The sequence below is a fragment of the Winogradskyella sp. genome (assembly GCF_013213975.1).
GTDB lineage: Bacteria > Bacteroidota > Bacteroidia > Flavobacteriales > Flavobacteriaceae > Winogradskyella.
In genome coordinates, this window is sequence record NZ_JABSST010000077.1 from 1 (window position 1) to 15,714 (window position 15,714).

At 32.7% G+C, this 15,714-nt stretch carries 16 protein-coding genes; 9 read left to right on the forward strand and 7 right to left on the reverse strand.

Annotated elements, in window-relative coordinates:
- Positions 1 to 5: 5 nt before the first annotated feature.
- Positions 6 to 815, reverse strand: a complete 810-nt coding sequence (locus HRU49_RS11750) for an NAD(P)H-binding protein (RefSeq protein ID WP_296357383.1) — start codon at positions 813 to 815, stop codon at positions 6 to 8.
- 111 nt (positions 816 to 926) lie between these two features.
- Between HRU49_RS11750 and HRU49_RS11755 the strand changes: the two genes are divergently transcribed.
- A complete protein-coding gene (locus HRU49_RS11755) occupies positions 927 to 1,409 on the forward strand; it encodes a CBS domain-containing protein (RefSeq protein WP_296357385.1) in 483 nt (160 codons plus the stop codon).
- On the opposite strand, the gene HRU49_RS11760 is transcribed toward HRU49_RS11755, so the two are convergent.
- The 3 genes from HRU49_RS11760 to HRU49_RS11770 all read right to left on the reverse strand — a co-directional run bounded on the left by HRU49_RS11760 (position 1,406) and on the right by HRU49_RS11770 (position 2,727).
- Complete coding sequence (locus tag HRU49_RS11760) at positions 1,406 to 1,756, reverse strand: hypothetical protein (RefSeq protein ID WP_296357387.1); 351 nt, start codon at positions 1,754 to 1,756, stop codon at positions 1,406 to 1,408. The genes HRU49_RS11755 and HRU49_RS11760 overlap by 4 nt on opposite strands.
- Positions 1,757 to 1,948: 192 nt before the next feature.
- Positions 1,949 to 2,401 (reverse strand): hypothetical protein, encoded by a 453-nt coding sequence (locus tag HRU49_RS11765; protein ID WP_296357389.1) that lies wholly within the window; start codon positions 2,399 to 2,401, stop codon positions 1,949 to 1,951.
- A 98-nt stretch (positions 2,402 to 2,499) separates the two neighbouring features.
- On the reverse strand, positions 2,500 to 2,727 hold the full coding sequence (locus HRU49_RS11770) for an EthD family reductase (protein WP_296357390.1): 228 nt from the start codon (positions 2,725 to 2,727) through the stop codon (positions 2,500 to 2,502).
- A 477-nt stretch (positions 2,728 to 3,204) separates the two neighbouring features.
- Here HRU49_RS11770 and ssb point away from each other — a divergent pair, with 477 nt between their 5' ends.
- A complete protein-coding gene (gene ssb / locus HRU49_RS11775; RefSeq protein WP_296357392.1) occupies positions 3,205 to 3,537 on the forward strand; it encodes a single-stranded DNA-binding protein in 333 nt (110 codons plus the stop codon).
- Between the two features lie 66 nt (positions 3,538 to 3,603).
- Here the strand turns inward: ssb and HRU49_RS11780 are convergent, their stop codons facing one another.
- The 3 genes from HRU49_RS11780 to HRU49_RS11790 all read right to left on the reverse strand — a co-directional run bounded on the left by HRU49_RS11780 (position 3,604) and on the right by HRU49_RS11790 (position 8,001).
- Entirely contained in the window at positions 3,604 to 4,926 is a 1,323-nt protein-coding gene (locus HRU49_RS11780) for a T9SS type A sorting domain-containing protein (RefSeq protein ID WP_296357394.1), read from the reverse strand.
- Between the two features lie 1,363 nt (positions 4,927 to 6,289).
- Positions 6,290 to 7,132: a helix-turn-helix domain-containing protein gene (locus tag HRU49_RS11785; RefSeq protein WP_296357396.1), complete on the reverse strand. Its 843-nt coding sequence runs from the start codon at positions 7,130 to 7,132 to the stop codon at positions 6,290 to 6,292.
- A gap of 350 nt (positions 7,133 to 7,482) precedes the next feature.
- Positions 7,483 to 8,001 (reverse strand): ferritin, encoded by a 519-nt coding sequence (locus HRU49_RS11790; RefSeq protein WP_296357398.1) that lies wholly within the window; start codon positions 7,999 to 8,001, stop codon positions 7,483 to 7,485.
- A gap of 847 nt (positions 8,002 to 8,848) precedes the next feature.
- On the opposite strand from HRU49_RS11790, the gene HRU49_RS11795 reads away from it, so the two are divergent.
- From HRU49_RS11795 to HRU49_RS11825, 7 genes are all read left to right on the forward strand, one after another.
- Positions 8,849 to 9,430 carry a hypothetical protein gene (locus HRU49_RS11795; RefSeq protein WP_296357400.1) on the forward strand — a complete coding sequence of 194 codons (582 nt, stop codon included), beginning with the start codon at positions 8,849 to 8,851 and terminating at the stop codon, positions 9,428 to 9,430.
- Positions 9,431 to 9,653: 223 nt separating this feature from the next.
- Complete coding sequence (locus HRU49_RS11800; protein ID WP_296357402.1) at positions 9,654 to 10,559, forward strand: nucleotidyltransferase domain-containing protein; 906 nt, start codon at positions 9,654 to 9,656, stop codon at positions 10,557 to 10,559.
- Positions 10,552 to 12,015, forward strand: a complete 1,464-nt coding sequence (locus HRU49_RS11805) for a radical SAM protein (RefSeq protein WP_296357404.1) — start codon at positions 10,552 to 10,554, stop codon at positions 12,013 to 12,015. Before HRU49_RS11800 ends, HRU49_RS11805 begins: the two co-directional genes overlap by 8 nt.
- Entirely contained in the window at positions 12,008 to 12,793 is a 786-nt protein-coding gene (locus tag HRU49_RS11810) for a class I SAM-dependent methyltransferase (RefSeq protein ID WP_296357407.1), read from the forward strand. The genes HRU49_RS11805 and HRU49_RS11810 overlap by 8 nt, the downstream gene beginning before the upstream one ends.
- Entirely contained in the window at positions 12,794 to 14,176 is a 1,383-nt protein-coding gene (locus HRU49_RS11815) for a radical SAM protein (protein ID WP_296357408.1), read from the forward strand. It begins immediately after the preceding gene.
- A 2-nt stretch (positions 14,177 to 14,178) separates the two neighbouring features.
- Complete coding sequence (locus tag HRU49_RS11820; RefSeq protein WP_296357411.1) at positions 14,179 to 15,291, forward strand: hypothetical protein; 1,113 nt, start codon at positions 14,179 to 14,181, stop codon at positions 15,289 to 15,291.
- Positions 15,292 to 15,714 (forward strand): glycosyltransferase family 2 protein (locus HRU49_RS11825; RefSeq protein ID WP_296357414.1); only part of this gene is annotated, 423 nt, incomplete at its 3' end. It lies immediately after the preceding gene.

Here is a 15,714-nt window from a genome sequence, read left to right on the forward strand (position 1 = left end):
AATTTCTAAAGCCCGTGTTCGAGGGAGTAATTCAAAAGCTGTACCAAATCGTCTGATTTAATAATTTTCCCCAAACTTTTTTCGCTCGAATTAAAAATTGGTAGTGGTAAGTTGTGCGTTTTGCTATATGTTGTATAATAGGTCTTTTTTGTTGGATGCATTGGAAATGAAGCGTTTAGAGTTATGTTCCAATGCTTGGCATCTACTATTTTAGTCATAATAGCAATACAATCGTGTTTGTGAATTAAATTAATTGGAGCATCAGGATTTGATATATTCTTCTTACCAGCTAAAAATTTTCCAGGATGACGATGAGAATCTATTAATCCGCTAAACCTTAGTATGGTAGTATTAAAGGATTCTTGCGCTTTGAGTAAATTTTCAATAGCTATGAGTTGTTTGGAGTTATTTGTGTCTGAATTAGGGATCGTTTTACTTGTTATTTCAGGAAAGTGAGCTTCATCTTTAAAAATTGATGTGGAACTTGTGTACAGCACATTTTTGATGTTGTGTCGATTAATAGCCTTCACCAAATGCTTCATTTCATTTAAATGATTCTTAGAAGGATTTTTTCTAAGACCAGGAGGAATATTAATGATAATTGTATCACTTCCATCTAAAAAGGCATTATAATCACCATGAATTTGAGACTTATTCAAACAAACTTCATAGGCTTTAATTCCAGCCTCTTTTAGAGTTTTTATTTTTTCAGGTGATGTGGTCGAGCCTTTTATTTTATAGCCTTTACTAATGAGGTGAGTTGCTAATGGAAATCCTAGCCATCCACAGCCAATAATGCTTATTTGAGTCTGCAAAACCTTGTAATTTAGTCTTTGTAAAAATACGGATAAAGCACTGTGACAGCTTGCTATTTTGCTAAACAATTAATTTTCAGTAACTTTAAGTAAATACTAAATCATATCGTTATGGGAATAAAAAGTTTTCAAGGCTCTAGAAAGCAACAACAAAATGTTGCACAACCAATAGCATTAAAGGTTAAAGACTACATGACAACCAATCTCATAACGTTTAAACCTGAACAGTCCGTACAAGAAGTTGTAGAATCTCTCATTAAGTATAAAATATCTGGTGGTCCAGTAGTAAATGATCGTAATGAACTGGTAGGTATTATATCCGAAGGGGATTGTTTAAAGCAATTGAGTGACAGTCGGTATTACAACATGCCATTAGAGCATGATAATGTTGAAAAACGTATGGCAACAAATGTTGAAACTATTGATGGTAATATGGATGTTTTTGATGCTGCTAATAAATTCTTACAGTCTAAAATTAGACGTTTCCCAATTATAGAAAATGGTAAACTAGTTGGACAGATAAGTCAAAAGGATATTCTTAAAGCAGCACTCCAGCTTAAGGGTCAGAATTGGAATAGTACAACCAAAGGTTAGTCATCACGCTTTACAATAGCATAATAATCACCATCTAGTGGTAAATAGCCTTGATCGTAAATAAAATAATAGATGGCGCCTGCTTTTGTTGTATAAATACTTGTAAAATAGTTAAAGTCAAACCCTTTTTCTATCAATCTCGCGCGAGAGCATTTAGTCTTTTTATTTGGGTTAAGCGCTTCGAGAATTCTGTAATTTTTACGTAAACGGTTATTGGTGTTTCTTATAAGATTTTTTGAGTCCTTATTGATTCGGTTATTATGGGAATTTCTACAACCATCACTACAGAATTTTTTATCAATTCTACCGATGATTTTATCACCACATTCCGGACATTGTCTTTGCATACCTTTTCTTTCTAAAAGCAAAGTACAAAATATTAGATTACAAAGGTTTATGAGTATTGGGCAAAAGTGCTAGGAATTTCATATTTTTGGCCTGTTAAGATTTATAAGGGGAATCTTATCTAATCCCTTTAATCCCTTAAAATTAATAGCTAACTAAAAGCACTTCCCTTAAGAGGTGCTTTTTACTTCTAATTAATCTATAAGGCTATCATAGTTTTTATAAATAAATTCGGTTTTTAAGGAATCCTGATAAATATCAAATGTTAGTTTGGTAAATTCTGCACCTCTACGGTCACCCCCTTTTTTTTCTCTAACACGTTCTAATTTATCCCAATGTATCATGGTTAAATGTAGGATAGCACAGAGGTTATCTCCTTGTATGTAGAAATAAATTGATTCTATTCCATCATTGTCGTCATAAGACTTTAGCCAATACCTGAGTTGATCATTGTCTACAAGTTTAAGTTGTTTTACCAATTCATCTTTATAGATTTTAGTATTAGGGTCATAAGTATTGAATATGTCATTATCACTTTCACAGACTGGTCTATCGCAAGATATTATCAGAAAAAATGAAAGGAGAATACTTCCTGTAACTAACTTATATTTCAATGGAATAAGTGCTATTTGTAGTTGATTTTTCATTTAAAATTATATTGAAAGGTTGGCTCCTCATTCATCTGGATGGTTGGTTGTATGTCTGTATAGTTTGGAACATCTACTTTACGTTTTTCTGAATGCGTTTACATGGCATTTTGAATTGTAGGAATGTTTTTAAAATAGAAGCACCCAATTGTAGTATAAATGGTAGGCAGTTCTGCATTGCTTCTAGTCAATCCCTTATCTATGGACATGGCAACGAGGTTCTCTCCAAATAGAGTTTGAGCCATTGGCACATGTCTGGTGGAGTAGCAGTGCATATCAAAAGATTTATCATCTTCATTGGGATAACAAATAGAAAGTTTTATCATGCTTTTTTAATTCCACAGTTTTGGGTGATCACAGCTAAAAAGTAAACACCATGTGAGGAAGATTATAACTCTAGGTGTATTCATAACAAAAAATTGAGTATTTAACTGTTATTAAAAGTACTATTATATGATAGATATTTTTGAATTATAACTAAAAAAGCGCTTTCTAAAAAGAAGCTTTTGATGGCATTAAAATAATCTTATTTTTTTGCAAAACTAATTATGACTCTAAGTTAAGGAACTGGTATTGGATTTCAATTATCATATGTCAATAATAGAGTTCGAGTAGTATCTCAATAACAAAGCGGCTTTATTCATTTACAAACGACAACAAACATTTACAAATGAAATTAAACAGGTAATAACCGAATAAAATTTGTGACTTGTTACATCTTTGCCATGTCGAAACATAAGAACTCGATAGTATTAACTGTTTAACCTGTCTGCTATAAACGGTAGGCCATAAAAATTAAAATTATGAACGCACTTAAAAACAAAGTACAGTTGATTGGACATTTAGGAAATGATCCAGAAATTATTAATCTTGAAAGCGGTAAAACTTTGGCAAAGTTTTCAATTGCTACCAACGAGAGTTACAAAAATGCCCAAGGTGAAAAAGTAGAGAACACCTATTGGCACAATATCGTTGCTTGGGGAAAAACAGCTCAAATTGTAGAGAAGTTTGTAGGTAAAGGAAAAGAAGTAGCTATTGAAGGAAAATTGACAACGCGTTCTTGGGAAGATAAAGATGGCATGAAACGTTACACTACTGAAGTGGTGTGTAATGAATTACTCATGTTAGGGAAGTAGCACTATTTTGCAGAACATAGAAAGAGCCTTCTAAAAAGAAGGCTCTTTTTCTTTGGTTATTTGAGTTTATCCTTTAATAATTTTTTTTGTCACACTATTGCCAGAAAATTTATTTGTTATTCTGATAAAATACATAGCACTTTCTAGACTATATAAATCGCTACTAATTATAATTAAACCATCATCTGCAGTTACGGTGTCGTTAAGAACTAGTCGACCATCTACATCAAATAAATCAATCGTGTAGTCATCATTACCACCAACTTTTAATTTAATTGAAATAGCGAACATAAATGGATTAGGCCCTATTTCAACACTTTCCGCATTTAATTCTTCAATGCTAAGAGAACCTCCACATATAGACCATCCCATATCTTCAAAAACACCTAAGGTAATTGGTCCTGGATCATGAATAGCAATACCAGATCCAACACTTGGTCTCATTAAAGAATTTATATTTCCAACAGGTATAGTACTTGAATCCCAGTGTGCGTAACTAGAACCACCTTGAAACGTTGGCGGTGCATACACCTCAGGAATTACTCCCCCATTTTGGTTTATACTAAGAGGACTATTATTAAATAAATCACCACCTGTTAACTGTACGTGTAATGCTGTCGATGGATCAGCGAAAAAATTTGTGTCTAATAAGGATTGACCAGCTCCATTTTCTATAAATAAATCATACACAGTAGGGATATTATTATTTGGTTCTCTAATTGATCCAGTAATACCGTTTGTATTTCTAAAACTTGTTCCAAATCCCAAACCATGTGCTACTTCGTGTAACACTATTGAAACAAAATCAAACTGTCCACCTGGTGGCATGGCATCTGTTCCAAAATAAAAATTAAAATTACTACTGAGGGTAACAGTTATATCTACTGAACCGCCAAAAGGGTCTGGATTTATTTGTGCGTCTTCTAACTTTTCAGCTAAGGCTTTTGGATAAAAAACATTCGGTACTGCATCTGGTGCATTGGATGTGTGAACACTTACAGGACCTGCTTGTCCTAAAACACCTGGAGCTAAAGGCTGAAAGCTCGCACTAATGGTAATAGGTTGAGACGATTCAATAGAATTAGCCCAAATATCAACAGCATATTGAAATGCTGCTTCCGCTTCTGGTGTAAATCCAGAGTAATTTACAATAAAGGTGCTGCAGGCATTATTAGCTAACATTTTGTTTCTTAGTTCAGGATTTTGAAATACAGAATTATGGACATGAAAGTCAGCGGCATACAAAGTACAGGTTGGTGTTGTTAATATTTTAGATTTACGAACGAACTCTATTTCTTCTTGAGCAAACGTATTCATCCCAGCTAAAACAAATACTAGGCAAGCTATAGCCCTAATAAAATTTTTCATTGTTAGTGTATTTTTTTTCATAGACATTTTTTGAGCCTTAAAAATAAGATTTTTTTAGCTAAAAATGCTCATATATCACTAAGAATCCACTATACAAATGTGTAGTGGGTTGAAATTATTGAATGAGATTCAATTAAATATAAAGTGTTGATACCGCAAGGGATTACGGCTTACTCTTTAATAAAAAATGCACGTATTTTGCAATTCATGTGATGGTAGAATATGATTAAAAGGACTATAATATTTGTAGGTTCTTTTGTAAGGGTTATGGTTTTTTAAGATGTTGTTTTAGCATTTTTAATTAGTTGAGACATCGAATTTTTTGATAAGCTTATTAGCATCAGACCCATCTTTTTCAGTTTCTATTATAATCAATCCTACTTGGTTAGCGTTATTATTTGAGACGGTATAAATGTAAGTCCTCTTGCTTGTCTTAAAAAGGGTTAAGCAATTGCATAAATTAACTTTTCATGATTTTAATGTCTAAAATTTGTTTAAATGGCTGATATATATTAATTTAATATTACTAGTTAATAGTGCTAAGTCACATCTAGTTTTATAAGCGAGTTAGTTTGGGACGACTATTATTGCTATAACTATGCTAGAATGAGCACGGGTCCCTAAGCCCGTGCTTTTCTTATTACATGCGTTTTAGTTCTAATGGTTGTGCTACTAGGAAGGTCCTAGTAACCTTTGTGGTGCTGCGGATATAATTAGAATTGGTCTTATCTCCAACTAAATTTATGACACCAATGAGCCTTACCCTTGTATATCCTGATTTAAATAATTGCGCAAAACGACTCTAAATGCGACTATTACACGAGTTATATCCAGAGTAACTGCTTTTTTATTAGTAAAATTTAAGTAGTTCTCTGAGGCTAAATCACTATGTGCACAGGTAACATAAATATTGGGAATAAAACCTAAAGCTTAATTTACGTTATTGAGTATAGCTTGGATATTTTGACTAACCACTTCGTTGGATGATACATTAAACGTATTCATAATTCTAGCTTTTAGAGCGAAAATATTTCTCAGCATATTCTTCCAGTTTCTTTGAATATTTTGATAGCACAAAGTTGGTGAATAACGGTCTTCATTCCAATGATAAGTAATGCTTTAAACGTAGCGGTTTTTCATTACTTGTGGACATAAAGCTTCTATGAATTATAATAAAAATCGTAAATATATGTGTGTTTGTTATAGATTTATGGAACCAAGATATTTCATAGGCCTTTAGGTCTTTTTATCAATAGTTGAGTTAGAGGGAATTTTGATTTTGACTTAAATTGCATCTTTTCTTATTCTATTGTTATAATCCAAACATGAAACGAAATTAAGTGCTAAGAAATGAAAAATTTGTCCTTAAATTTATCGGTATTTTCTAACTAACTGCTTTAAGCCCCTTTTTAAACTCAGAAGGAGAAAGTTTGGTATGTTTTTTAAATAAACGGCTTAAATGAGAAGCATCTTCAAAACCAACTTCAAAAGCAATCTCTTTTGTACTCATGTTAGAATACGTGAGTAATCGTTTTGCTTCTAATATAATACGTTGATGTATTATCTGAAGAGGACTTCTACTAAGTTTTGCAAAATTATTAGATAAGGTTTTTGGAGACTTAAGTAGTTTGTCTGCATAAAAGGCAACGCCATGCTCATCTTTAAAGTGTTCTTCTACTAAAAGATTGAAGGATCGTAATAAATCTAATTTAGAACTTTTAGGAGTTTCGATAAATCCCTCTTGATTCTTTAAAAGTCTTGTGCATTTAATAATAAATCTAGCCATGAGCATACGAAGCATTTCCCCTTGAATGTTATCTTTAGTATTTAATTCGTCAAGAAAAACCTCATGAAGTGTTTTAAACTTTTGCAACTCTTGATTATTTAAAGAAATCTTTGGAATATTAGTGTTACCAAAAAATAACATCCCAGCGCAGCTTAACTCTTTATCATGCTCTCTTATACAATAAAATTCACGATTAAATTGATATAATATGGCATCGTCGCCATTTAAATATTCAATATACTGAATTGGGGTAAGAGCCAATATACAGTTAGGTCCAAGAATAAATGGAACACTATCTATAATTAGGTCAATAGGATTTGAGCTAGCCCATATAAATGTATAAAGGCCTACTTGTCTTGCTTGAGCGTATGCACTAAGGCATTGAGAATTACCAAGCTTAAACAGTGCTTTTGTTGAAAATTCTTTAAAAGTATGGGTCATGATGTGCTAAGTCACCTTAATATAAGAAATATTATAGAGATGGCATAAAGATTAAGCCACTTTTTTAAGGAGATCAAAGCATGGGCACTTTTTACAACGCTTACTTTCGGCTTTTTTATATTTTTTGCAACATTTAGATTTTACCTTACCTAAGGCGTCATGTCCATTCGTTTCAAGAACTTTTATACGTTCTTCTTTCAACTTTTTATTTTTCTTTTTTTTCCCCATAAAAAAACCGGGGCAAAAATAACTATTTTAATTTATTCTAAATAAATTTTAACATTTTAACCATAAAAAAAACTGGCACAGCAAATGTACCAGCTTTATCGTATTTTAAATTGTTAATTGACTTATTCAGCAGGAGTGTCTGCGGCAGATACCACAGCTAATTGCTGAATATCTCTATCAAATAAATAAAGCCCTCCTTTATCATCGCCAATCATATTAATCTTATCTAAAATTGTTCTTGCAACCGCTTCTTCTTCGATTTGCTCAGCCACATACCACTGTAAGAAATTATGAGAGGCGTAGTCTCTTTCTTGAAGAGAGATATGAACTAATTCGTTGATGCTTTCTGATACAAATATCTCATGAGCTAATAATTTTTCGAACATTTCTTGAAACGAACTAAATGTTACATTTGGCGCATTCAATTCAGAGATGTGAGCGTGCCCACCACGTTCGTTCACAAACTTTACGAGTTTAAGCATATGCTCGCGCTCTTCATCTGACTGATCATACATAAAATTTGAGATCCCTTCCAAACCCTTAACCTCAGCCCAAACAGCCATGGCTAAATATACTTGAGACGATTCTGCTTCTATTCTAATTTGTTTGTTTAATGCTTTTTCTATAGTTTTTGATAACATAACTTCTGATTTTCTACAAAAATAAAGACTATATCCTTAATTTCTAGTTAATTGTTAGGTTCAGTGCTTATTCATAATTAATCTAATTTGAATTAAAAACAAGACAGATTTGGCTCAATATTTGGAAGTTACCTCCTAATTATACCATATTTGTATCATTAATGAGAAATGCAATAGTACATAAAAACGCTTGGCTCGCTGATTGCACAGTGTGATTATCGTAGAAATAGTTTTAAAATATTTCAACGATCGAGGACCTTATGTATCTATTTTTAATTATGTTTTTTAGCATGAATTAGTTAAAAAATCGAAACCTAGATATAGAAGCGTCCAAAATGTTGGACGCTTTTTTTATGTCAAAAACACACTTCGTGTTAGATTTAAAAAACTAAAATAAACGGTGCTGAAGAATAAGCAATTGGGAGACAGACTCTTGCCGCAACCCTCCAACTATCTGCATAATGCGGACAGGAATTCTATTGCTTAAAAACCCACACAATCAATTGATAATCAACACATTAAAATTAATTTTATTTGGAAGTTTAAAATATTCTACTTTATATTTGCGGAGCAGAATTTGTTAACGAATTTTGATTTTTATTAATAACAAAAACAAGAAGCCATGCTAAGACAAATAGCATTTAAGAATTTAAGTTATGACCTCGAGTCATTTATGAGGCTTCGGTATTATTTGTAGAATTACTTTCCAAATAAGAATCCGAAGCAAACCAACTGTTTCGGGTTTTTTTATTCCAGAAATCTTAGAATATTAAAATTTAAACAGTTTTAACAGCATCAATTATACGATGTAATTAAAGCATTATTAACGTATTGAATTTAAAATATCATGGAAAATAATTTACAAAATATTTATTTGTTTAGGGCAATTGAAGCTTACCCTTGGGAATTGAAAAAAGCTGTTGAGGCATTGAACTATGCTTTGGCTTATGACCCAGAAAATGTTAAGGCGTTGCACCTGATGGCAAAAGTTCATTACGAACAATTAGGTGATTACGAAATGGCTAAGCTTTATTTTGAAAGTGCTTTGGCAAGCAACATTGAAGCTAGAGAGATATATCCAGATTATATCAGACTATTGATTAATAATGAGGATTATGAAGAAGCGCAAAAGCTTATCGAATTTGCTAATACTATCAAAGGTGTAGATAAAGCAGGTATTGCTTTAACTCAAGGGCAACTTTTTGAAAGCTTAGCTAAGTTTGAAGATGCTGAGGAAGTCCTTAAAAAAGCAAAGCAATTAGCCTTGAATGATGACTTTATAAACTTCGTGGATAATGTACTATCTCGAGTAAAGAAGAAAAGAAAAGTACAAGCAAACGAAAATAGAGTCTTAGAGAATAAAGCTAAGAAAGAAGCTGAAGCACAACCTAAAAGTTGGTTTAAGAATCGGTTAAATAATTTATTCTAATTTTTAGAAGAAAGGAGAATAATAGCGCAGGTGATTCACTTGCGCTTTTGATTTTACAATGAAATATTACTTTTCATTTTTTTTGAATTTTTATCAGTAGTTTTTAAAGTAGATTTGTTCTATATAAAAAGGTTCTTAATAAAGTCTGAATTAATTATTAGCCAAGTGCTTCATTTTAATTAATATATAGTTTAATTTTATAGAAATCTACCACTAAAGTCCAATGAATGCTTTAAAAGTTATTATCTACTTTTCAATATTTAGGTACCCACTAAAAAAAGAAGAAATTTACTCGTTTTCTTCCGCCAAAATCATACAGGATATTGAGTGCGAATTGAATGAATTGGAGAGTAAAAAAATAATATTTAGGTATGGAGAGTTTTATTCAGATATTGATGATGAATCCTTGGTAGATAGAAGATTAAAAGGTAATAAAATGGCAAAGAATATTATGCCCAAAGCCTTAAAGCGAGCAAAACTCATTATGTCTTTTCCGTTTATAGAATCTGTTTCGATATCAGGTGCATTATCTAAGAATTATTATGATAATGATGGTGATATTGACTTCTTTATTATCACTAAACCGAAATATTTGTGGTTAGCCAGAACACTCTTAATAGCATATAAAAAATTATTTTTATTTAATTCTCGAAAATACTTTTGTGTCAATTATTTTATAAGTTCAGACAGACTAGAAATCGCAGAAAAGAACACATTTACTGCTACAGAATTAAAGACTTTAATTCCTGTATATGGTAAAAGAACATTTTATAAATTTTTAAAGTGTAATGTCTGGGCAAATGTTATTTATCCAAATAAGAATGTAAATGATATATACTTATTAGATACTCTAAGGAAACCGATTTGGAGTAAAATTGTGGAGTTTATGTTCAGTAATGGGCTTGGCAGAAAAATAGATCTCTATTTTAAGAAAATAACACTCAATAAATGGAAATCTAAGTTTAAACATCTCAAGAAAAGTGATTTTGAAATAGCAATGAAATCTACAAATGATGTTTCTAAACATCACCCAAAAGATTTTCAGAGTAAAGTAATTTGTAGATTAAATGAACGCTGTGATTCTACAAATAAAGCATACAATCTTAATCTAGTTTTAGAAAATGCTTGATGTTGTTTTTTCACATTCATATTATTATAAATTTGACGCTAAGCAGTGGCGCAATAAAACTCCATATCCTCCCTTAGGCACACTATATGCTGCGTCCTATTTACGTGATAACAACTATAAGGTTGGTGTTTTTGATGCTAATCTTCTGGATAGCCCTTTAAAAATTAAGCCCTATTTAGAAACGTATAAACCGCGGCTATTTGTTATTTATGATGACGGATTTAATTATCTCACTAAAATGTGTCTCACGACAATGCGAGAAGCTGCATTTGAAATGATAAAAATTGCAAAGTCTTTACAATCTAAGGTCATCGTGTGTAGTTCGGATTCTACAGACCACTATGAGAAATATCTCAATGCAGGTGCAGACTTCATTATTCAGGGAGAAGGAGAAATTTCCCTAAAAGAATTGACAGATGCCTTAACAGCAAATATAGATTATACGGCTATTAAAGGATTAGTTTATAGACATCAAAACAACATTATAAAAAATCCTAAACGCTCTGTTTTGAGAAACTTGGATGACTTACCAATGCCTGCGTGGGATCTTATTGATATTGAACCTTACCGCAAAATTTGGAAGGAAAGTGGTCAAGAATTTACCCTAAATATAGCAACGACCAGAGGCTGTCCTTTTAAATGCAATTGGTGTGCAAAACCTATTTATGGCAATCGCTATAATTCACATTCACCAGAATATATTACCGCTCATATCAAATATTTGTCCAAAACTTATAATGTCAATCGATTTTGGATGTGTGATGATATTTTTGGGCTTAAGCCAAACTGGGTGCAGCATTTTAACAAAACTCTAAAAAAAGAAAATCTAAATATCAAATATTATATCCAGAGTCGAGTCGATTTATTATTAAAAGAAGATACTATTGATGCCCTAGCAGAAAGTGGGTTAGAAGAAGTTTGGGTCGGTGCAGAAAGTGGTTCTCAAGCCATATTAGATGCTATGGATAAAGAAACAACTGTAGAACAGATATATGAAGCTACACAACTCTTAAAGCAAAAAAATATACGCGTAGCATTTTTTATTCAATTCGGATATTTGGGAGAAACTAAAGAGGATATTGCCAAGACCATCTCAATGGTTAAAGAATTAATCCCAGACAATATTGGGGTATCTGTATCTTACCCTTTGCCTGGTACTAAGTTTTATGATAAAGTCAAAGACGATCTTAAACTAAAGGCCAATTGGATCGATTCTGATGATTTAGCTATGATGTTTAAAGGTACATACAGTACAAAGTTTTACCGTAAGTTACAACGTTACGTACACAAAGAATTTCGTATAAGTCAAGCTTACAGTAACTTAAAATCCTTTTTAGCAAATCCATTTAAGCTGTCAAGGCGTCAATATAAGTCTTTAGCTTTGTTAGGGTATTATCTGCCTTCAGCATTCTTAGATAAAATACTTTTAAAAACCATGCAGCACAATAATGACTGAGGATTTTGACATCGCATCAGCGCAGTACGATACAGCTTTTACATTTTCAAAAATTGGTAAAGCCCAGCGTAAAATGGTATTTAAATATCTCAATCCTATTTTAACCCAAAGGCAGAAGCTTTCCATTTTAGAATTAAACTGTGGTACTGGTGAGGATGCCATTCGATTCGCACAATTAGGTCATCATGTATTAGCTACTGACATTTCGGAGGGCATGATTAATGTTGCTAAAGCCAAATCGCATTCTAAAAACTTAGCCTTTAAAATTCAAGATATTAATACCCTAGATCGGGCCATTTTTAAAACAAAATTTGATATTATTTTCTCAAATTTTGGAGGTTTTAATTGTTTATCACATCAACAAATTCAAGACTTTTTTGAGACCGCTCCTCAACTATTAAAACCCAAAGGCAAAATTATATTGGTAATTATGCCAAAAAAGAGTTTATGGGAATGCCTTTATTTTACATTAAAAGGTCAACTAAATAAGGCCAATCGTCGACGCACTAACACCAGTATCGTGGCAAATGTCGAAGGTATAAAGGTAGATACCTGGTATCATAATCCGGATACCATTGTGTCAGCATCTACCTCAAATTTTATCCCAGAACAGATACGTCCTATTGGGTTGAGTATACCTCCGTCTTATCTCGAAAGTTCTATTTTTGCCAATCGTCTGTTTATATCTATTTATTTAGGAATTGACTATCTTTTAACGCATGAATTTTGGTCTGAATATGCCGATCACTTTTTAATTGAATTGACTAAGACATCCTAAATGAGTATTCTATTGACACATACTTATTATATTTATGAAGATGTTAAGGAGCAGTCGATTATGAAACCTTATGCTCCTCTTGGCTTACTCTATATATCTGCTTATCTCAACGAACATAATATTGAGAATTGTGTCTTTGATTCTACCTTTTATTCTAGAGAAAAACAGCTCAATACCATAAAAGAGCAACAGCCAAAAGTGGTTGCCATTTATGCTAATTTAATGACCAAGATTAACGTTATTACATTAATTAAAATACTGAAAAGCGATCAACAATATGGATTCCCTAAAATTATTCTTGGTGGTCCTGATATTACTTACAATTGTGAGAACTACCTTAAAACTGGTGCTGACTTTTTAATTATTGGAGAAGGTGAACAAACCGCTTTAGAGCTTTATAACGCCATTATGAATGATGGGGGTGATTATAAGGATATAGCAGGCATTGCTTATTTAGATGATAAAAAGCTGATAAAAACATCACCACGGTTAAAAATGAAAGACCTTTCGGAATTACCACTACCTAACCGATCAGCAATTCCAGTAGAAAAATATTTACAGACTTGGAAGAACAATCATGGAATGAGTTCCATGACAGTAAGTACACAACGTGGTTGTCCTTACACTTGTAAATGGTGCAGTACCGCAGTATATGGCCAAAGTTACAGAAGGCGACCAGCAGACATGGTGGCCAATGAATTAAAACAATTAAAAGCAACTTATAAGCCTGATAGTATTTGGTTCGTGGATGATGTCTTTACCGTGAGTCATAAATGGATAAAACAGTTTCATAAAGAAGTCATAGAGCAAGAGGCCATTATTCCGTTTGAGTGTATTACAAGAGCGGAACGCTTAAATGATAAGGTGCTTAAATTATTAAAAGAAGCTGGATGTTATCGCATTTGGATTGGTGCAGAAAGTGGTTCTCAAAAAATTATTGACGCTATGGATAGGCGTGTGGATGTTGATGTGGTAAAAACAGCTATTCAAAAAACTAATAATTTAGGAATCGAAACCGGCACTTTTATTATGCTTGGCTATCCTGGTGAGGACGAAAATGATATTAAACAAACCATTACATATCTCAAAGCAGCTAATCCAACACATTTTACAATTACCGTAGCCTATCCTATTAAGGGCACCTCTTTGTATAACGAAATTGAAGATAAAATTACCGTCCATCCCAATTGGGAAACCTCAACAGATCGCGATATAGATTTTGCCAGAACCTATTCTCGTAAGTTTTATGATTATGCCGTAAGAAAAGTGGTTAATGAAGTTAACTATCATAAAGAAAAGCAAGAGGGTAAGAATTTTAAAAAGATTATGCGCTACAAGCTAAAATCTACTCTAGCAGGTACACTAATGAAACTATCGCGGTAATCATGAAACATATCGTTTATTTATTCATGTCTGTACTATTTATTGCTTTTACATCTTGCAGTAAAAAAGAGGCTTATACTATTAATCTAAAATGGAATAAAGCATACCCCAAAGATAGTTTTGAGCGCAGCATTACTGGTTTAAAATGGGCATTGTCTTACTTGGGCTCTACAGTAGCAAATGACTCCACTATTTTAAAATTCAATGCTAAAGATTCTATTATAATTATTGATATAAAGGCCTTAGGGTTTTCTGATGAAGCTGAATCAAAATTGGCACGTCTACAATATCAATTTCAACAAACCGAGTCCTACAAACAAAATAGTAGTTATGATTTGGGTAGATACATTGCAATGACCTTTGGCAATCCTAAACACTATTATTCCATAACAGATGTTTCTAAGTTTTACAATTATTATAATGACAATTACAAGTTTTCAGATACGAAAGGTTATGTTAATAATTCTAGTGTCTCTATGGTGCACCGTATTATTTTATTCTCTGAAAAAAAAGTCCATAAACAGGCCTTTGTGTCTATTGAAATAGACTCTATAACCCGTGATACTTTAGAATATGAAACGGCCGAAATCATGCCCAATGGCCTATTAAAATTTGGTATCTACGATACCAATGGACTACTGAAAGATGCTGCTAGTCCTAAATTCACCAGAGCAGGAACACCAGCAAAATGCATTTGGTGTCATGAGGTTGGTATACAGCCACTTTTTAAACCACAACAAAACTACAACGGTTATTTAGACTATTTTAAACTAGATGACACATTAACCTATTTTAATCAAAAAGTTCGAAAATTTCAGGATTCGCAGTGGGTAGATAAAACGCTAACGAACAAAAAACTGCATACAGAATTAGAATTAGTTTATATTGCTTTTATGGAGCCTTCAGCTAGGCGTATATCCAGGGAATGGCAAATGCCTATAGAAGAGGTAAAACAAAAACTAGCTCACCTAGAAACACATGTCCATGAAGAATTTCCATTTTTGGGTAAATTATACCATAGAAAAGACGTAGATGCCTTATCTCCATTAAAAGTGCTCGGAGTTGTTGAGAGCATAAGAGAACCATCAAATAACGTCAAAAGCCTTATCGACTAAATGCTTTATAATAAAAAAATAGTCGTCATTCTCCCAGCATATAATGCCTCTAAAACATTAGAGCAAACGTATAGAGAAATTCCATTAAGCATTGTCGACGATGTAGTGCTTACCGATGATTTTAGCAATGACAATACAGTTGAAGTTGCCAAACGTATTGGTATAAAGCACATTAATGAGCATGACAAAAACCTCGGCTATGGCGCCAACCAAAAAAGCTGTTATGACAAGGCTATAGAGCTCGGAGCTGATGTAGTCATTATGTTGCATCCCGACTATCAATACAATCCCAAACTGATTCCCGCCATGGCTGACTTAATAGCGAATGAGGTCTATGATGTCGTTTTAGCATCTCGCATTTTGGGGAAAAGTGCACTTTCGGGTGGTATGCCAGTATATAAATACATTGCTAATAGAATATTA